Source organism: Thermoactinomyces mirandus (assembly GCF_013868055.1).
Classification (GTDB): Bacteria; Bacillota; Bacilli; order Thermoactinomycetales; family Thermoactinomycetaceae; genus Thermoactinomyces; species Thermoactinomyces mirandus.
The window spans coordinates 1-16,907 of record NZ_JACEOL010000067.1 but is presented as its reverse complement, the minus strand read 5'-3'; the positions used below and the strand labels follow the sequence as shown (position 1 = coordinate 16,907).

Genomic DNA, 16,907 nt, shown 5'->3' with positions numbered 1-16,907 from the left:
AGACCCAGTTGGTGAAACGGTTTTCGAACCTGCCTGAAAGGGAGTAGCAGAGCGCCTTGATGCCTTCTTCCCGAGCAGATCCTGTTTTCAAAACCGCCTTCAGGAAAATTATCAAAATCCGGGCGGTTGCAAATTAGAAATTTGATTCAACGGTTACTTTTGCATTTCGTTCTGCAAAATTCCAGTCCGGATAATATTCATTGGCCACTAACAGGTTAGGTCCGGTACAATGCGCTTCAGGGCAGAAGCAATGAACTTTTTTTGCCACAGGATGTTCCAGCCAGCGTTCAAAAATGTCACTTAACCGGTCCTGACGAATGTTCCCAAGAGGCGGGATATCCCCAAAATCCGTCACGATGACATTACCGGTATAGGCATTGACATTTAACCGGGAGCGGCCATCCGGATCCTGGCGAACCGTCACTCCGGGTTCCTGATGAAGCCTCAGCCACAAATCGCGATCTTCCTGTTTTTCACTGCAGGGATAAAAAGGCAGCGTTCCAAACAGAAGCCATATGTCGGGATTACGGTGGTTTACCAGTTCCCATATGGTACTTCGCAATTCATCAAGACTGAGCAGTTTCATGCCTCTCGCAAAGTCACTGGGGTACAGGGGATTGACTTCATGCCGTCTGCAACCCATTTCCACAATCGCCTGGTGCATTTTTACGATATGCGGAGAAGTAAACGGGCTTAAAAAGGACTCCGCCGAAATAAAAACACCCAGTTTGGAAAGCTCACAAGCATTATCAACCATTTGCTGGTATAAGGCAGAGGCCGTGCAGGGGCTTACTTCTTTCCCGTAATTCTTGAAGACAATCCGGTAAAAGTCTTCATCATTCCGGTAATTGTAAGAAATATGCAGTACATCCAGGTCTTCAATCCAGTCCAGGTATCTGGACAGAGGTAAAGTCAGGTTTGAATTCAACTGGGTACGGATTCCGCGATCCCTGCAGTATCTCAACAAGGGACGGATCAGCCCCCTGACTACTTGCGGATTCAGGATCGGTTCTCCGCCGGTAAAGCTGACTGTCTGCAATGTTTCCACTTCATCCAGACTGCGAAGCAACTCGTCAACAGGTAGCGGCGTTCCCTCTTTTTCCGCCAGATCCTCACCTACCGCACAATGTTCGCAGCGAAGGTTGCACAAATGCGTGACCGTAAATTCAACACTGGTTAACTCATATCTGCCTTTCTCCACCTTGGTATACAACGGATCCCAGAGGTCCCGTTCCGGAGTATTCACTTTTTGTTCACTCTGATTCATGATTCCAGTCTCCTTTTCATTCATCACAAAGGCATCCTTGATGTCAGGTTTGCGCTGTGTATGAATATAACGCAACGATTTTCAAAGCGTCAATGCCTTTCTTTATTGCAAACAAGGCAACATTCAAATCCGGACACCGGTCGAAACAACCCAGCAAGCGGACACATACCGGCCTGATCTGGAAAAACCGTGTCCCGACGAATATATTGATAAATATATAAATTTAAAATAAAATAATAATTGCGATAATAACGAAAATAAAAATAATTTGAAATGATTTTGGAATCTGTTTTAAAAATCAAGAGTTTTTCAGACATCCCATGCAGAGAGAGGAGACTTCACATGAAAATCGTTGCTGTTTTTCCGGAAACCCCGCCAAATGAAAAAAACAGCCCGCTTCTGAGTGCGGAAAAGGCCTTAAATCTGCCATCGTTCTTTTCGGGCACAGGTCATGAGATAGTCGTTTTGACAGATCCCGGGGAACTTGATTCCCGGCTTGAGGATATGTCTGTATTTATCTGTTCCCCGTTTTATCCGGCCTATCTCACTAGGGACCGCATTGAACGTGCAGGTCAGCTAAATCTGGTAATTACGGCCGGAGTCGGATCGGATCATATCGATCTGGAAGCAGCACGGAAACATCACATATCTGTTGTGGAAGTCACCGGTTGTAATGTGGTAAGCGTGGCTGAACATACAGTGATGAGCATATTGATCCTGCTTCGTGATTTTCTTGAAGGTCACAGGCAGGTGGTACAGGGAGAATGGAATCTTCCAAAAATCGGGGCCCGTGCACACGACCTTGAAGGGAAAACAGTCGGCATCGTCGGCTTCGGACGCATAGGCCAGCTGGTGGCAGAACGGCTGTCCCCATTTCAGGTAAGGATCGTTCATTATGATCCTTTGCATCCGGTATCCTTGCACGGTTCAGAACCGGTTTCGCTGGAAGAGCTGATCAAAACAAGCGACATCGTCACCATCCATACCCCGCTCACCAAGTATACAGACGGTTCCTTCAACAGGGAACTCCTGTCATATATGAAAAAAGGAGCATATCTGATTAATACGGCACGGGGAAAAATCGTTGAAACCGATGCCTTGCTGGAAGCCCTGGAAACGGGTCATCTTGCCGGTTATGCGGGGGATGTCTGGTATCCGCAGCCGGCACCGGGCGATCACCCGTGGCGTACGATGCCCAATCACGCCATGACGATTCACTACTCGGGGATGACGCTGGAAGCCCAACAGCGGATTGCTGATGGAGTAAAAGACATTCTGATCAGATTTATTCATAACATTCCCATGAAACCGGAGAATGTCATCGTGGAAAACGGTATAATCAAGAACACAAGCTATCGTGTGAAGTAAAATCCCGGCCTGCTCGTTCAACAGCCCTTTTTGTCGACGTTGACAAGTTCCGGCATGGCAGCAAAAAAGTAAAATGAAACTGTATACATCAGTTAAAGAATCAGCCTGAAAGCACCACCAGCACATCCCTGACCGACAGTTTGGCAGTCGCCCGTTTGGACTGAAAAATAATCCCCTGACATTACGCACGTTTTGAAAACGCCTTCAAAGACAATAAATTAACAAAATCCCGTTCGTTGTAACAAACCGGTTTTACTGTTTCTCTATTTTGACTCCAACTTTACATGTACATTACATTTCAGCCAAAACCGTGACAAGCCCGGCATTCTGCCGATATAATAAAGACACTAACACCACTCACCTAAAACCACCTAATTCACCCAATTCTTTCACAGGAGGAATTCATGATGCACCGCCCAATGCTCGGACTTTTTAATGCAACATTATTAAGCATTCCATGTTGGGGATTGATCGGTTATGGCATTAGCTTGTTCGTATAAAAGACTGAAAAAATAAACGCCTTCATCAGTAACGGATGAAGGCGTTTTTTATGGTTATTCCATTGTCCTGTGTCCCATCATCATAACGAAGTACGAAAGAGGTGACGCTGAAATGGTCGGACTCGCGTGGCTGCAATGGGTTTACCTGTTTTTTTGGCTCTGTTTTCTCGCTTTCCTGACAATTGGCGGCTATTTCATGTTCCGCAAATTTTTGAGGACTCTGCCGAGGGATGACGGCAGATCAATTCTTGACTGGCAGGAATATTACATAAAGGAAACCATCCATCTTTGGAAACAAGAGCACAAGGAACTATTAAATGATCTGGTAAAACCGGTTCCGTCACCGTTTCGTAACACTGTCAAACGAAAAATTGCCGGAAAAATCGGAGAATTGGCGTTAAAGGACCAGATCAAAGCATTAACTGAAGAGTACATTATTCGCGGCTATATTCTGGCCACTCCAAGGCGTGATCACAAATGGCTCGTAAAAACGCTGAAAGCCAGAAAAATAAATTTGTCCAAGTATCGGAATCTGATCAAGTGATGTGTAAAAAACTTGAAACTTAACAAGTTGCATGCTAATATGGAATTACAATGAGTTAAAAAGTGGGTTTGCAAGTCAAGTTTCATCTTGTGGCCTCTTGTTCAGGAAACAAAAGGTTTTCAAGTGCTTGAGTTTGACCGCTTTTTAATGGGAAAGAAGGAGGCCCTAAGATGAAGGGAAAAGTAAAATGGTTTAATGCCGAAAAAGGTTATGGATTCATTGAGCGTGAAGATGGTGGCGACGTATTTGTACACTATTCCGCAATTCAGGCCGAAGGATTTAAAACACTTGAAGAAGGCGAACCCGTAGAATTTGACATTGTCGATGGGGATCGCGGTCCTCAATCTGCAAATGTTGTACGCTTGAATACTGTACGCTGATTCTGATCACGAAATCAAAGCACTTTCCCAAAGGAAAGTGCTTTTTTAATAGAACGGTTAAATGACAGACTGCGGGAAAACCGTTTTTCCATTTATATCATTTTCAGCAAAGCCTGCCGTCCTGTCATTCCCGGCTCAATCCCCATTTCCCTGGCCGTATGGGTAACCGACTCCAGTGGTGCATCCAGCAGTTGTTCCAGGGTTCTGACTCCCAACGCCCTTGCCGCAACAATATTCCGTTCAGAAAGCCGTTCATTTAACAAGGTTACATCAAGCGCCCCGCACATAATATATCCCTGATCCGTCGTCACTACCAACAGGGTAGTACGCGGTAACTTGACTTCAATTCCCAAAACCTGTTTTCCTTCAATATCAATCGGCTTTAATTGAATCATATGATTCCCTCCTCAGACTACACCCTTTTTTATTCAGTGTATGAACAAAAGCCCAAACATGTGAGGGAATGTTTTGTTTAATGATAGCGCGTAGCCGGAGAGTCAAAACGCAAACGGGGCAGTTTCCCGTCCTGGACCATTTTGACTTTCAACATCTCCACCAGATAAACACCAAGCATTTGCATAATTTCATCATCATCCATCTGTTCAATCAGTGCCATCATATGCTCCCGCGACTGTTCTTCCAGGATGCTCAATACAATGGTTACCGCATCTTCTTCATCATCTGTTAACTGATCACGGTACAAATCATAAACTTCATCTACAAAACTCATGCAACAACCTCCCTGCGTTCAAATGGTCAAAGTGCCCTGACCGTATCTTTATATGGAACATTCCCGCTTTAAAGCAAGTATGAGAATACGAATCGTAACCTAACCTTTAAATTTTGTACACAAACAAAAATTTCCTTCTTTGCGAATCACAAATCTGACCTGTTCATCCGGTCAGGAAACGCCGCTGTCTGCATTTCCTGATGGCCGTTGGTTTTTTTAGCTGGTGCGCCAACAGATCTCGCAGGAATTCAGGCAAAAAATATTTGATCAGCTTCCCGCTTCGCAGTCGTAAATATCCTGCGCCAAACATGAACATATCAATCATGCCCACCAGATATTTTTCATTTTCTTTCCATTCTTTTTCCCCTAGCCAGAGCGAAGTGATCTTCTGAAATGGTTCCCTGTCCGGATCATATCTGACTTCAATTCCTGAAACGCTCATCATGCCCAGAATTTTCCCCCGAAAGCCAAAACCGCGGATCGGCTTTTGTTTAAATTCATTCAATAAAGACTCTTCCAGTGTATCCTTGAGATCTCTGCCGCTGATTTCCATCAGCACAGGATTGATAGGATGGGGACAGGCTTGATGGATAATTCTTTGCGTAATCGTTCCCCGCGGCAGATCACATAACAGCTGACCGCTGTTAACAAGTGCCAAATCAGATCCCACCCAATCCCGGATGCTGTCGGCAAGCAGGTTGGCAAAAGGGGATTCTTCATTCCAGTTGATCTCCAGAGGTTCTTCCAGCCAGGTAACCGGTTGGGACATATTTTGTTCAGCCTGTAGTTTATACCAATCCATCAGGTCTTCAATCGACTCCGCTGACGGATGCTGTTCCACGAAATGGCAGCAGGCTGACACATCCTCAATCGATCGCCGATCCGGATCGACAGTAATCGAAATTTGCCCTACGGCCTGTCCAAATTTTCCTGCTGCCGTTAAATAGGTATTACCGATTTTTTCCGCCTGTTCGAACAGATGATGCGTATGCGCGCCGATAATCACATCAATTCCATCTATTTTTTCAGCCAGCAGCTGGTCTTTATCCAGTCCCAGATGGGAAAGCAACACAACCACATCAGCCTGGTGGCGAACGGACAAAACAGCTTCTTCAATGATTGGAAACGGATTTTTCACTTGCCAGCCCATCATTTCATATACCAACGGATAAGGAATGGTAGCAGCCAAAAAGCAACAACGAATGCCATTGACCACTTTCCATTGGTATGGAACAATCCAGTCTGGCTGATGATCCCCTTTCAAATCAAATACGTTTGTAGAAACAACGGAAAATGGCACATCATGATATAGAATGCCAAGCTGTTCTTTGGAAAAGGTCAACAACTCATTGTTGCCAAAAGTAACCATATCATAACCGGTTCGTTCCAAAAGAGCGCGGTTTACCCGTCCATCCGTGCCTTCCGTTTCCAAACGGAACCGATCCATATGGTCACCAATATCCAGAAGGAAACACGGCTCCCCGTCAGCCTCAAATTGTGACCGCAAAGATTCCACCAGCGTATAAATTTTCCCGAACTGGTCGAGGTGGCTATGCAAGTCGTTGGTATGCAAAAAGTGAACTCGTTTCTGGCCCACAAAAATCCTCCCTTAATCTTGTAATTCGGGGGCTGTCTTCATTAAGGAGGAAAGAGCCTGCACCCATATTTCGTCATAAAAGGTTAACTGCCTTGAAGACAGCCCGTTAAAGGCAAGACTCAGTTTGCGTATCCATCTGCCTAGCATTTTTTACTGCATCTCCTTCAGAATTGTTATTAAAAAGGACTGTTAGTTGCCCGACCTGCCTGCTTAACGTTTGGATGTGTCTGGCCCATTTATCCAGCCTGGCATAAGAGTAACAATATGCGTACCGGACGTCCCGCCAGTCCGGGCGTCCGGAATTGTTCCAACCCGTCAAACTCCGGCTCCATAAGCCGGATCAGGAGATAATGTGGATGTTTTCTTTAACAACCGGCGGAACCGATTCTTCACCCGTCCGGAGCATCACAAATGATATGAATAAGTTCTTCATTCCGCAAAAAAAGGAGTTTCCTCAATCGGTTTTATTACAACCAAGGGTGCATGAAATGCTTTACAGATTTAATATGTATATTTTACATGTTTCTGTCTGCAATCAAACCGTGGAGAAAACTGAAAAAGCAACATCTGCAGCTTTCCAGCATCAAAAAGCGGATGAATCGGGTCCGGTGACCAGCGTTCCATTCTGGCTGCATTGGCAATGGCATGAAAAGTGGTGTCCAATTCAGCGACCGGCAAATGGCCGTCATAAAAGGCCAATTTGTCTTTTTCCCTGGTTTGGGGCGGATACAGGGCATGATCCTCCCCACCCATAAACCCGCCTGGATCGGGTTTATCGTGTCACTCATCTTCCCGATCGTTTTTTGCAATCTAAATTTCTTTTATTGTACCATTTGTATAAAACAAAAAAAATGCAAAATCCTCCGAAAGGTTATTTCCAATCAGCATTGATACAATAAAAGATTAAAGATAAGTTATAATAAAGTCACTCCTTCTATTAAGAAACCGGTCATAGACTTTCTAACTACAGAAATATAAAATAATGGCAGATTTATTAAACGGTGATTTGCAAATCTCCGACGAGGGGAGCCGGGAATAATGCCATCCTATTTTACCATTCATCACTATGTGATCAATGAAATAAAAGAATATTGCCTTGAAAAATATCCAGATGAAGGATACGGGTTTCTGGCAGGCTGCCACTCAACAATTACCCATTTTTTCCCCATTCCCTGTCAGAATCGTTTGCCCTGCTCCCTGGAACTGGAACCGCGTGCCTATTTCAATACCATTAAAAAGATGCGCAACGATCGTTTGGAATGGCTGGGTGTGATGCACTCCCATCCATTTACCCGTCCCTATCCCTCAAAGCGTGATCTGTCAGGATGGAACTTTGCAGACAAAAGTTTCTGGATCTTGTCACTCAAGGATAAAGAGCTTCAACTTTGTGCTTATACGATTAAAAATAATAAAGCGAATCCACTTATGTTCAAGGTTATTGAATGAATTTGACAGAACAGGAGACAAACCGATGGATAATTATATCTCAGCGTTACATACCGACAAATATCAAATTACGATGATGTATGCCCATTTCAAAAATGGAAGCCATTTAAACTGGCGGGCTTTTGACCTGTATTTTCGCAATCTGCCTTTCGGAAACGGTTATGTCGTGGCCGCCGGGCTGGAAAGAGCCATTAAATATCTTGAAAACCTGCATTTTAGCAAAGAGGATATTGCTTATCTGAAAACGCTCGATGAAAACTTTGACCCGGCTTTTTACGATTTATTGCGCAACTTTCGTTTCACCGGCAATATTTACGCTCTTCCGGAAGGAACCATTACCTTCCCGGGTGTGCCCATGTTGCGGGCGGAAGGGCCGATCATGGAATTGCAACTGATTGAAACCGCCCTGTTAAATTTTATTGGCTTTCAGAGCCTGATTGCCACCAAGGCAGCACGGATCCGCCACGTCGCACAATCTGACCAGCTGATGGAATTTGGAACAAGGCGCGCACAGGAGAAGGACGCCGCAGTCTGGGGGGCTCGTGCAACCTATATCGCCGGTTTTGATTCCACCTCCAACACGCTGGCCGGGAAAAAATTTGGCATTCCAACCAGCGGAACCCATGCCCACGCCTGGATTCAGGACTTTCCCAGTGAACTGGATGCATTTCGTGCCTATGCCAAGGCATTCCCTGACCAGTGCGTCCTTCTTGTCGATACGTACGACACGCTGCGCAGCGGTCTGCCAAACGCGATCAAGGTCGGACTGGAACTGGAAGAACAGGGAAAAACACTTAAAGGAATCCGCATTGACAGCGGCGATTTGGCTTATTTATCCAAACAGGCGCGAAAAATGCTGGACAACGCAGGATTGACAGAAACAAAAATCATCGCTTCAAGTGATCTGGATGAATTTACGATTCTAAACCTGAAATCGCAAAATGCAAAAGTGGATTCGTGGGGTGTCGGAACAAAGGTGATTACCGCCCACGACAAACCGGCATTGGGGGCAGTATACAAAATGGTTTCGCGCTATGAAAACCGGAAATGGGAACCCACGATCAAAATTTCTTCAAATCCGGCCAAAGTAACCACACCTGAACGAAAAAATGTATATCGTATTCTTGACCAAAAAAATAAAGCGCACGGAGACCTGCTGACTTTGGTTGATGAAGAGATCGACGAAAGCAAGCCACTTACCCTGTTTCATCCTGTTCACACATTCCGCCGCAAAAAAATAAAAGGGTTTAAAGCAGTCCCTCTGCTGAAAAATATTTTCCAAAACGGCAAACTTGTTTATCAACTGCCTTCTCTTGACGAAATCCGGTCGTATCATCGTGAGCAACTCTCACAGTTTTGGGAAGAATATCTTCGCATATTGAATCCGGAGGAATATCACGTGAACATGTCAGATAAACTATGGAAAACAAAAAGAGATATGATTCAAAAAGTTTATCAAATGATCAAAATGGAAAACGGCGAAGCCTAGAAAAGATCTTACACACAAAGAAAGGACCTGCCCTTTTGACAGGCCCTTTCTTTTATGATCAGGAAGTAAACTGTTCTGCTTCTGTCGATTCTTTCAAAGCAGTTGTGGAAGAAGTTCCGCCAGAGATGACCATGGAGACTTCATCAAAGTAACCGGTACCTACTTCGCGTTGGTGTTTTACTGCAGTATATCCTTTGTCCTGGATTCCGAATTCAGCCTGTTGCAGATCGGAGTAAGCTGCCATTCCACGTTCACTGTATCCTTTGGCCAGTTCGAACATGCTATAGTTAAGTGCATGGAATCCTGCCAAAGTGACAAACTGGAATTTGTATCCCATTTTGCCCAGCTCTTCTTGGAAAGTAGCAATGGTTTTTTCACCCAGTTTCTTTTTCCAGTTAAAGGATGGCGAACAGTTGTAAGCAAGCCATTTGCCCGGATATTTTGCATGAATGGCTTCGGCAAACTGACGGGCTTCTTCAAGGTTGGGTTCAGAGGTTTCACACCAGATCAGGTCAGCATATGGTGCATAGGCCAATCCTCTGGCGATCGCAGTTTGCAAACCGCTTTTCATGCGGTAGAAACCTTCAGGCGTACGATCTCCTTCAATAAACGGATGATCTGCCGGATCAATATCGCTGGTGATCAATTTGGCAGCATTGGCATCAGTCCGTGCAATCAATACTGTTGGAACTCCCATCACATCAGCTGCCAGACGTGCAGCGATCAGATTGCGTACAGCCTGTTGTGTTGGAACCAATACTTTTCCGCCCAGGTGTCCGCATTTTTTCTCAGATGCGAGCTGGTCTTCGAAGTGTACCCCTGCTGCACCAGCTTCAATCATTGCTTTCATCAGTTCAAACACATTCAACGGGCCGCCAAATCCGGCTTCAGCATCAGCCACAATCGGCGCAAACCAATCGCGTGTTCTTGTTCCTTCAGCATGCTCGATTTGGTCAGCTCTTTGCAAAGCTTGGTTGATTCTTTTGACAACATGCGGAACACTGTTTGCCGGGTACAGGCTTTGGTCAGGATACATTTGTCCGGCCAGGTTTGCGTCGGCAGCAACTTGCCATCCGCTCAGGTAGATTGCTTTCAAACCGGCTTTTACCTGTTGTACAGCCTGGTTCCCGGTCAATGCACCCAAAGCGCGTACAAACGGTTCTTCCTGCATCGTTTTCCACAGGCGTTCCGCTCCTCTTCTGGCCAGGGTATACTCAATTTTGACAGAACCGCGTAATTTCAGAACATCTTCAGGGGTATAGGGACGTGTAACTCCTTGCCAGCGTGGGCTTTCTTCCCATTCTCTTTTCAATTCCAAGGCTTCTTGTTGTTGATTCATATTTTTTCATCCTTTCTCATAATAGAGATTAATTCAAGTATTCGGAACCAGGCAAAGTCAAAAATTCCGTAAATTCATCTTCGAAAACCAGGTTGGAAAAGATCTGTTTTGCTTTTTCAAATTCCCGATCTTTCCAGGCTTCCTCGCCAATATGGCGTTTCAATTTGTTTATTTCCTGATCGATCATTTGGCTTACCAATTCTCTGGTAATCCTGCGTCCGTCCGAAAGGTTCCCCTGCTCATGCCGAATCCAATGCCAGACCTGGGTCCTGGAAATTTCCGCAGTCGCCGCATCTTCCATCAAATGATCGATCGCAACGGCTCCCATTCCCCGTAACCAGGATTCCAAATATTGAATCGCAACACGAATATTTTTCCGCAAACCGTACTCGGTAATCATTCCTTCCGGAACAGCAAGCAAATCTTTGGCTTCTATATTAACATCTTCTCTTTTATTATCAATCTGGTTTGGCATCTTCATATATTTATCAAATATTTCCACGGCTACTGGAACCAGCCCCGGGTGTGCAACCCAAGTGCCATCGTGTCCGTCTTTTGCTTCCCGTTCTTTGTCCAGCCGAACTTTCTTGATAGCTTCTGCATTTGCCCTTTGATCATTTTTAATCGGAATTTGGGCAGCCATTCCGCCGATACATGGTGCATTTCTCCGATGGCATGTTTGAATGGCCAGCAAGGTATAGGCACGCATGAAAGGAACCGTCATCGTGACTCGCTCCCGATCGGGCAAAATGACTTCAGGATGATTTCTCAACCTTTTAATATAACTGAAAATATAATCCCAGCGTCCACAGTTCAGACCTGCGGAATGGTCACGGAGCTCATACAGAATTTCATCCATTTCAAATGCAGCCATAATGGTTTCAATCAATACGGTTGCTTTTATTGTTCCTTTCGGGAGGCAGAATTCGTGTTCCGCAAACAGAAATACGTCATTCCACAAACGGGCTTCCAAATGGCTTTCCATTTTTGGCAGATAAAAATAAGGACCTGTACCTTTTTCCAGCAATTTTTTCGCGTTATGGAAGAAATAGAGCCCAAAATCAACCAATCCTCCCGGTACCGGGTTTCCATCCACCAGAATATGTTTTTCATCCAGATGCCAGCCCCGCGGACGGACAATCAACACAGCAGGATTATCATTCAAACGGTATACTTTTCCATTCGGATTGCGGTATTCAATAGTGCCGTTGACGGCATCACGCAAATGAATCTGTCCTCCGATTGTATTTTTCCAGGTCGGGGAGTTGGCATCCTCAAAGTCGGCCATAAATACTTTGGCTCCGGAATTCAAGGCGTTAATGACCATTTTCCGGTCTCCTGCAGGTCCGGTAATTTCCACTCTCCGGTCTTTCAAATCCTCCGGCAAAGGGGCAATGGTCCAATTTCCTTCCCGTATCTCAGCCGTTTCCGGCAGGAAGTCCGGCAGTTCCCCCTGGTCCAGCCGTTTTTGCCTTTCTTCTCTGTTTAATAACAGACGATTCCGCATCGGAGTAAAGGCACGCGCCAATTTGGTAATAAACTGCAGCGCTTCGGGCGTCAAAATTTCCCGGTAAAGCGGTGGCACTTCTCCAGTAACTTTTATCCCTTCTGAAACCAGCTCAGACATTAAAAATTCCCTCCCATTGAGTCATCCGCTTATTATATAACAGTAACCCTTTATGTTTTATATATTAACACAGATACTGTTGTATAACAATAGCCAATTTATTTTTTTCTTTTATTTCTGAAGATAAGCACCATGTAACACCGATTAAGCTATTCAAAAATAAAAAAAGCCCAGTATCGGGCGTTTTTCTGTGCTGGAAAAGGAGTTTGAACCTGTGTCCCTTCATTATGAGTGAATTGCCTGGGGGTAATTCAGAAGCATTAGGATTAACAAACCTTAGTCATATCAAAAGTTCCGCCGATTACCTGATGAATACAAGTTGTTGTGCCGACATTAACTCACTCCCAAAAAATGAGCCATATTTTTTCGTACTGATTATTATTGGACATTTCCTCTTAGCTGACCACATGTTTTCCAGTCTTTTCCCATCTCTTTCTTTAATAACCATCTTCAAATAAACAATGGAATACGGTTACCTCTTTCTTTCTAAGTTCTAATGAAACATTTGGCACTACTGTTTCCAATAACTTTCTCCCAAGGACTTTGATTCTATGATCCTCTAGCAATTTTAATATATCCTTTCCAATTTCCCCGGTTTTTTCATCATACGGCTGATACTGTTCTTGCACTACGATTTCTCCATCAATGTACTCATATTTTACATACTTTATCGCAGCAAACGGAGCAATTGCTGAAATATAAACCATTAAACCATTTAAATAAGTACACTTTCTGATATATGAACTAAATTCATCCGTCCCTATTTCAATTTTTGGATGGAAAGAAGGTGTAATGTATAGTGTAAAACACTTGGAATAATTAAAATCAGTCAGATTATCAATATTGATATTTTTTATATGATGAGCAATTTTTTTAGCCCAAACATGAACATTGACATAGTTTAATAAAACATGGCCAAAATCCCCATGGTGATATATTGGAAAAGGCCATAAAAATTGGACGTGAGAATCCTGATGCATTCCGTCTGGCTAAAGCACTCATTGTTAGGGGAAATGTCCATTATTTTCAAAATCAATTTTCCAAAGCGATTCCGTATTATCAAGAAGCAGCAATTCTTTTCGAAAAAAATGGATTCAAGCAAAGGCAGCATACTGCTTTATTGAAATTAGCTGACTGTTTTGATAACGTAAACGAGAAGGAAAGGCGACTTAATTGCTTAGATATCATGTACCGCCTTCAAAAAGAACTTAAGATAAAAAGTGAGGTTGAAATTTATGAGCTTGACCAGCTTATTCGTTCCCCCGTCTATGATGAGAGGCGACGATGACGACGAAAATTGAAAAACTGTGAGCTTTAATGTTCCATTACAGTTTATTAACGAATCTGGACAGGGGGAAAACCAATCCCCTGTTTTTATTTCAATTTTTATTGCGAAGATCATAAAGCTTATGTCCTTTGATGTTCTTGTATATGGCAAAATAAAAATACAGAATTTGGCAACCAAAAAATGCAGACCTAGTTGCTGCAGGAGATATAAAAAAGCCTTGCCAGAATATCCCATGTGAATGCTGATCTAAAAATACAGCGTGGTCCGTGCTAATTAAAAAGTTGACCACCTGAACATACCTTTCTTGTATCCTGAAATTGTCGAAAAAGGGTACAGGAGGAAAGGAAATGTTACAGATGGCCAATTACGATTGCTAGGAAAGTTCATTCGACAGATTTCAAGAGAGATTGGCCATTCACGCCAGGTCATTCGAAAAGCATTCAAATCAACAGATGTCCCAAAATACAAACTGTCCGCTACGCCAGGACGAACAGGCTCCACCCAAGCAACGTCATACGGCACGACGCATTTATCAAAGGCTGGTTGAAGAATACGGATTCACTGGAGGTGAATCAACGGTTCGATCTTTTGTAAGAGAACTAAAGATCACTAAACCTAAAGCTTTCGTTCAGCTTGAATTACCCCAGGGGAATTTCACTCAGTTCGACAGGGGACAAGCAGACATACTGCTTAAAGGTAGGCAAGTTACTGTGCAAGTGTTTTGCATGCGTTGTACGTTTAGTCGCAAAATATTTGTCAAAACATTCTTTCACAAAAAGCAGGAGGCCCTTCTTCAGGGGCATGTAAATGCCTTTGAATTCTTCGGATCGGTTCTTCAAACCATTACCTATGACAACCTTAAAACAGTTGTAAAGAAGATACTGGGGGGCAAGAATCGGGAAGAGCAAGATTGCTTTGTCCGGTTGCGGGCTCATTATTCTTTCAACAGTCACTTTTGCGATCCAGCCAAAGGAAACCAGAAAGGGCAAGTTGAGAACTTGGTAAAGATGGTCAAACAACAATACTTTACCCCTATGCCTTCCGTATCCAGCCTTGATGAGTTGAATCAGATGCTCCTTGCTAAAGGTCAGAGACTCGCCTGGAATGGTTAGTTCGTATGCTCAAGACTTACAGCATAGACGAAGTGGAAAAGGGACTCCTACATAGCGAATTAGAAGAGATTGAACAGTTGGAACATGTTCTTTACAAGCTTCGTCATCCTGAATTCAGACCACTACCTTTTACTGGAAACTCGCACTCCTGCTATCTTGCGAGGTCGGAAACCTGCTCTCAGTCGATATGATCGACTTCAACGTTGGGAGGTACAAAAATGAAGACAACACTGCAAACTCTGTGTAAACAAATGCGTCTAGCTCACATTATGAATGTTTATGAAACGATTTCGTTTGAAAATCCGAAAATCCTACTCAGTATTTACAGGCTATTTTAAATGCTGAGCAAAGTGGCCGTGACCAAATGAAAATTTGCAAATTGACAAACAAGGTAAAATTCCCTCAAACGAAGACCTTTGAAGGCTATTCCTTTGAGTCGATAACATTTCCTGAAAGTATGAACCCAGAAATATTAAAGCAAGTTGATTTTATTGGAAAGAAGGAAAACGTGATTATGCTGGGGACTATTGGCATTGGGAAAACTCACCTTTCCACTGCAATGAGAGTAGAAGCCTGTAAACAGGGAATGAAGGTACGATTTTTCAGGGCTTCTGCAACAAAGTCTAAAAACAATCACAGCAATTTGATTCACCCTACCAAAAAAGACAGGTATACTTTCATCCCTGCCTAAAATGATGATATTATCCCTTTTAAATAAAAAAATAGCAGCTTTTCAATTTCAAAACTGGTTGCTTAATTGAGTCATTTTGATAATCAGTCTCTGAATTCGGCTTGCTAGAATCAACTCGGGATTAATTTTTTCCAATTCTTGAATATATTGCTTGCATTTTTTGAGTAATTCTTCTTTAAGTTCCCCGTATGTTATTTTTTCGTTTACGAATTCATATTTGTAGTATGATAGTTGGGTTGTAACCACAACATTACGGATACCCAAAGCATTTTTAGAAGGAACAAAAATCACTCCAGTAAAGATTTGAGATGTATTATCCAACCTCTTGAACTCAATGAAAACCTCAGGAGTTTCTATATCTTTTACTGCAACATAATCATGTTTTTCAAGTAATTTAACTGCTTGAAGCAAGTGGTCAAACCAGATCGTAATCAAATCAAACCCTTCTTCACCGGGACGCAGCTCGTTTTCATGGTAAGTTGTATTGCAATAGGTTTTATCATTAAATCGAATCATAAAAAATCCTTCAACTTCTCCCCACTCATCAAAACTATCTCGATCCAGAGTTTTCAGTTCATCCAAATCTTCTATAATTCTATACTTTACCTCTACCATGATACCTCTCCTAACGTCCAAAATAACTTGGTGTTAGCTTATGTGACCCATATGCTGTTGCAAATTTACTATCGGGATGTATGTATATTGTAATCTGCTCTCCCCCCGTAGTATAAATATATTCTCCTGTAATTTCCTTCTGAAGAGCTTCATTATATCCCTTCTCTACCTCAGTAATAATTTTTTCCTCTGACCAATTTGGGTTGAAAAATGAAGTTTTATCCAATTTAGCCTTAAGGATGTGATCTGGTAAATAAGGGGCTTGTTTACTAAAATTGGATACAATATGCTTCCTGAAATGTTTTATATCACTTTTACTTAAAGCAACATATTTTATTTGATTTGCTATATTATTCCCCGAACCACACTTCCCACCCCGATCCGGTGAACAGAGACAATCCGGTTTGGGCAGCATTACCGCCAGGTAACTGTTTGCTGGCTGCCCATAGGCAACACAATTCTTGAAGAATTTGACACCGGCATATTCCCCGCCAAATACCATGACCAATCCCAATCCGCCGGCAATAAGGGCATTCTTCCAGTTGATTTTTCCTTCCTTCAACAGATCCCACAGGCTTTGGTCGACACTGGCGCCAACGCTCCCGCCAAAGGCTTTGGGAAAGGCTCTTCCCAGCCAGGGATTCGGGTCCCAAGCCAGCGTACCACACTGCTGCCAGCGGCTCCGACTCCGGCGGCCCAGCCAAATAACGAAGCAATGCCTCCCGCGATACCTCCGATCAACATATCAAGCAACATCTCGTCACTGAACAATCCATTTCCTGAAATCCAGGAAAAAAATCCGCTGACAAGCTCACCGATCAGAATCCCGCTCCCTATAATAACTGCGACAGGCACCGCAAAGATAAATCCAATGACTGTCACGAGGACACCAAGAATGCTCAGGATGGCGACAA

At 43.5% G+C, this 16,907-nt stretch carries 19 protein-coding genes and 1 pseudogene; 8 read left to right on the top strand and 12 right to left on the bottom strand.

What is annotated here, in order from left to right:
* Positions 1-133: 133 nt before the first annotated feature.
* Positions 134-1,267: a radical SAM/CxCxxxxC motif protein YfkAB gene (yfkAB, locus tag H2C83_RS16295; RefSeq protein WP_246333974.1), complete on the bottom strand. Its 1,134-nt coding sequence runs from the start codon at positions 1,265-1,267 to the stop codon at positions 134-136.
* 342 nt (positions 1,268-1,609) lie between these two features.
* On the opposite strand from yfkAB, the gene H2C83_RS16290 reads away from it, so the two are divergent.
* From H2C83_RS16290 to H2C83_RS16280, 3 genes are all read left to right on the top strand, one after another.
* Positions 1,610-2,635 (top strand): NAD-dependent formate dehydrogenase, encoded by a 1,026-nt coding sequence (locus H2C83_RS16290; RefSeq protein ID WP_181742241.1) that lies wholly within the window; start codon positions 1,610-1,612, stop codon positions 2,633-2,635.
* 612 nt (positions 2,636-3,247) lie between these two features.
* A complete protein-coding gene (locus H2C83_RS16285) occupies positions 3,248-3,679 on the top strand; it encodes a DUF2621 family protein (protein WP_181742240.1) in 432 nt (143 codons plus the stop codon).
* A gap of 170 nt (positions 3,680-3,849) precedes the next feature.
* Complete coding sequence (locus H2C83_RS16280) at positions 3,850-4,059, top strand: cold shock domain-containing protein (protein WP_181742239.1); 210 nt, start codon at positions 3,850-3,852, stop codon at positions 4,057-4,059.
* A 92-nt stretch (positions 4,060-4,151) separates the two neighbouring features.
* On the opposite strand, the gene H2C83_RS16275 is transcribed toward H2C83_RS16280, so the two are convergent.
* The 5 genes from H2C83_RS16275 to H2C83_RS16255 all read right to left on the bottom strand — a co-directional run bounded on the left by H2C83_RS16275 (position 4,152) and on the right by H2C83_RS16255 (position 7,139).
* A complete protein-coding gene (locus H2C83_RS16275; RefSeq protein ID WP_181742238.1) occupies positions 4,152-4,454 on the bottom strand; it encodes a YunC family protein in 303 nt (100 codons plus the stop codon).
* 77 nt (positions 4,455-4,531) lie between these two features.
* Positions 4,532-4,789: a DUF6154 family protein gene (locus H2C83_RS16270; protein WP_181742237.1), complete on the bottom strand. Its 258-nt coding sequence runs from the start codon at positions 4,787-4,789 to the stop codon at positions 4,532-4,534.
* Positions 4,790-4,952: 163 nt separating this feature from the next.
* Positions 4,953-6,386 (bottom strand): bifunctional metallophosphatase/5'-nucleotidase, encoded by a 1,434-nt coding sequence (locus H2C83_RS16265; RefSeq protein WP_181742236.1) that lies wholly within the window; start codon positions 6,384-6,386, stop codon positions 4,953-4,955.
* A gap of 106 nt (positions 6,387-6,492) precedes the next feature.
* Positions 6,493-6,705: a DUF72 domain-containing protein gene (locus H2C83_RS18640; RefSeq protein ID WP_181742235.1), complete on the bottom strand. Its 213-nt coding sequence runs from the start codon at positions 6,703-6,705 to the stop codon at positions 6,493-6,495.
* A 182-nt stretch (positions 6,706-6,887) separates the two neighbouring features.
* Positions 6,888-7,139: a DUF72 domain-containing protein gene (locus H2C83_RS16255; RefSeq protein ID WP_181742234.1), complete on the bottom strand. Its 252-nt coding sequence runs from the start codon at positions 7,137-7,139 to the stop codon at positions 6,888-6,890.
* Between the two features lie 285 nt (positions 7,140-7,424).
* Here H2C83_RS16255 and H2C83_RS16250 point away from each other — a divergent pair, with 285 nt between their 5' ends.
* Both H2C83_RS16250 and H2C83_RS16245 read left to right on the top strand, forming a co-directional pair.
* Positions 7,425-7,832 carry a M67 family metallopeptidase gene (locus tag H2C83_RS16250; RefSeq protein ID WP_181742233.1) on the top strand — a complete coding sequence of 136 codons (408 nt, stop codon included), beginning with the start codon at positions 7,425-7,427 and terminating at the stop codon, positions 7,830-7,832.
* Between the two features lie 25 nt (positions 7,833-7,857).
* The gene (locus tag H2C83_RS16245) at positions 7,858-9,321 is read left to right on the top strand and encodes a nicotinate phosphoribosyltransferase (protein WP_181742232.1); all 1,464 of its coding nucleotides are present in this window, start codon (positions 7,858-7,860) and stop codon (positions 9,319-9,321) included.
* 58 nt (positions 9,322-9,379) lie between these two features.
* Here H2C83_RS16245 and aceA read toward each other — a convergent pair whose 3' ends face one another.
* The 3 genes from aceA to H2C83_RS16230 all read right to left on the bottom strand — a co-directional run bounded on the left by aceA (position 9,380) and on the right by H2C83_RS16230 (position 13,267).
* Positions 9,380-10,660, bottom strand: coding sequence for an isocitrate lyase (aceA, locus tag H2C83_RS16240; RefSeq protein ID WP_181742231.1), 1,281 nt, complete (start codon positions 10,658-10,660; stop codon positions 9,380-9,382).
* Between the two features lie 28 nt (positions 10,661-10,688).
* A complete protein-coding gene (gene aceB, locus H2C83_RS16235; protein ID WP_181742230.1) occupies positions 10,689-12,287 on the bottom strand; it encodes a malate synthase A in 1,599 nt (532 codons plus the stop codon).
* Between the two features lie 437 nt (positions 12,288-12,724).
* On the bottom strand, positions 12,725-13,267 hold the full coding sequence (locus H2C83_RS16230; protein ID WP_181742229.1) for a hypothetical protein: 543 nt from the start codon (positions 13,265-13,267) through the stop codon (positions 12,725-12,727).
* Between H2C83_RS16230 and H2C83_RS17500 the strand changes: the two genes are divergently transcribed.
* The 3 genes and pseudogenes from H2C83_RS17500 to H2C83_RS16220 form a co-directional block, all read left to right on the top strand.
* Positions 13,225-13,575 (top strand): tetratricopeptide repeat protein, encoded by a 351-nt coding sequence (locus tag H2C83_RS17500; RefSeq protein ID WP_220184236.1) that lies wholly within the window; start codon positions 13,225-13,227, stop codon positions 13,573-13,575. The two genes, H2C83_RS16230 and H2C83_RS17500, sit on opposite strands and share 43 nt — an antisense overlap.
* 452 nt (positions 13,576-14,027) lie before the next feature.
* Positions 14,028-14,687: an IS21 family transposase gene (gene istA, locus H2C83_RS16225; protein WP_181742228.1), complete on the top strand. Its 660-nt coding sequence runs from the start codon at positions 14,028-14,030 to the stop codon at positions 14,685-14,687.
* 328 nt (positions 14,688-15,015) lie between these two features.
* A pseudogene (locus H2C83_RS16220) lies at positions 15,016-15,378 on the top strand (ATP-binding protein); the annotation flags it as partial.
* A gap of 48 nt (positions 15,379-15,426) precedes the next feature.
* Here H2C83_RS16220 and H2C83_RS16215 read toward each other — a convergent pair.
* The 3 genes from H2C83_RS16215 to H2C83_RS16205 all read right to left on the bottom strand — a co-directional run.
* The gene (locus H2C83_RS16215) at positions 15,427-15,993 is read right to left on the bottom strand and encodes a hypothetical protein (RefSeq protein ID WP_181742226.1); all 567 of its coding nucleotides are present in this window, start codon (positions 15,991-15,993) and stop codon (positions 15,427-15,429) included.
* A 10-nt stretch (positions 15,994-16,003) separates the two neighbouring features.
* Complete coding sequence (locus tag H2C83_RS16210; RefSeq protein ID WP_181742225.1) at positions 16,004-16,555, bottom strand: hypothetical protein; 552 nt, start codon at positions 16,553-16,555, stop codon at positions 16,004-16,006.
* The coding region (locus tag H2C83_RS16205; protein ID WP_220184235.1) for a hypothetical protein at positions 16,552-16,907 on the bottom strand (356 nt) is incomplete at its 5' end. The genes H2C83_RS16205 and H2C83_RS16210, both read right to left, overlap by 4 nt.

Bases quoted from the DNA above. Each gene is read 5' to 3' on its own strand.
- yfkAB (WP_246333974.1), bottom strand. From the start codon at position 1,267: ATGAATCAGAGTGAACAAAAAGTGAATACTCCGGAACGGGACCTCTGG.
- H2C83_RS16290 (WP_181742241.1), top strand. From the start codon at position 1,610: ATGAAAATCGTTGCTGTTTTTCCGGAAACCCCGCCAAATGAAAAAAAC.
- H2C83_RS16285 (WP_181742240.1), top strand. From the start codon at position 3,248: ATGGTCGGACTCGCGTGGCTGCAATGGGTTTACCTGTTTTTTTGGCTC.
- H2C83_RS16280 (WP_181742239.1), top strand. From the start codon at position 3,850: ATGAAGGGAAAAGTAAAATGGTTTAATGCCGAAAAAGGTTATGGATTC.
- H2C83_RS16275 (WP_181742238.1), bottom strand. From the start codon at position 4,454: ATGATTCAATTAAAGCCGATTGATATTGAAGGAAAACAGGTTTTGGGA.
- H2C83_RS16270 (WP_181742237.1), bottom strand. From the start codon at position 4,789: ATGAGTTTTGTAGATGAAGTTTATGATTTGTACCGTGATCAGTTAACA.
- H2C83_RS16255 (WP_181742234.1), bottom strand. From the start codon at position 7,139: ATGGGTGGGGAGGATCATGCCCTGTATCCGCCCCAAACCAGGGAAAAA.
- H2C83_RS16250 (WP_181742233.1), top strand. From the start codon at position 7,425: ATGCCATCCTATTTTACCATTCATCACTATGTGATCAATGAAATAAAA.
- H2C83_RS16245 (WP_181742232.1), top strand. From the start codon at position 7,858: ATGGATAATTATATCTCAGCGTTACATACCGACAAATATCAAATTACG.
- aceA (WP_181742231.1), bottom strand. From the start codon at position 10,660: ATGAATCAACAACAAGAAGCCTTGGAATTGAAAAGAGAATGGGAAGAA.
- aceB (WP_181742230.1), bottom strand. From the start codon at position 12,287: ATGTCTGAGCTGGTTTCAGAAGGGATAAAAGTTACTGGAGAAGTGCCA.
- H2C83_RS16230 (WP_181742229.1), bottom strand. From the start codon at position 13,267: ATGCATCAGGATTCTCACGTCCAATTTTTATGGCCTTTTCCAATATAT.
- istA (WP_181742228.1), top strand. From the start codon at position 14,028: ATGTCCCAAAATACAAACTGTCCGCTACGCCAGGACGAACAGGCTCCA.
- H2C83_RS16215 (WP_181742226.1), bottom strand. From the start codon at position 15,993: ATGGTAGAGGTAAAGTATAGAATTATAGAAGATTTGGATGAACTGAAA.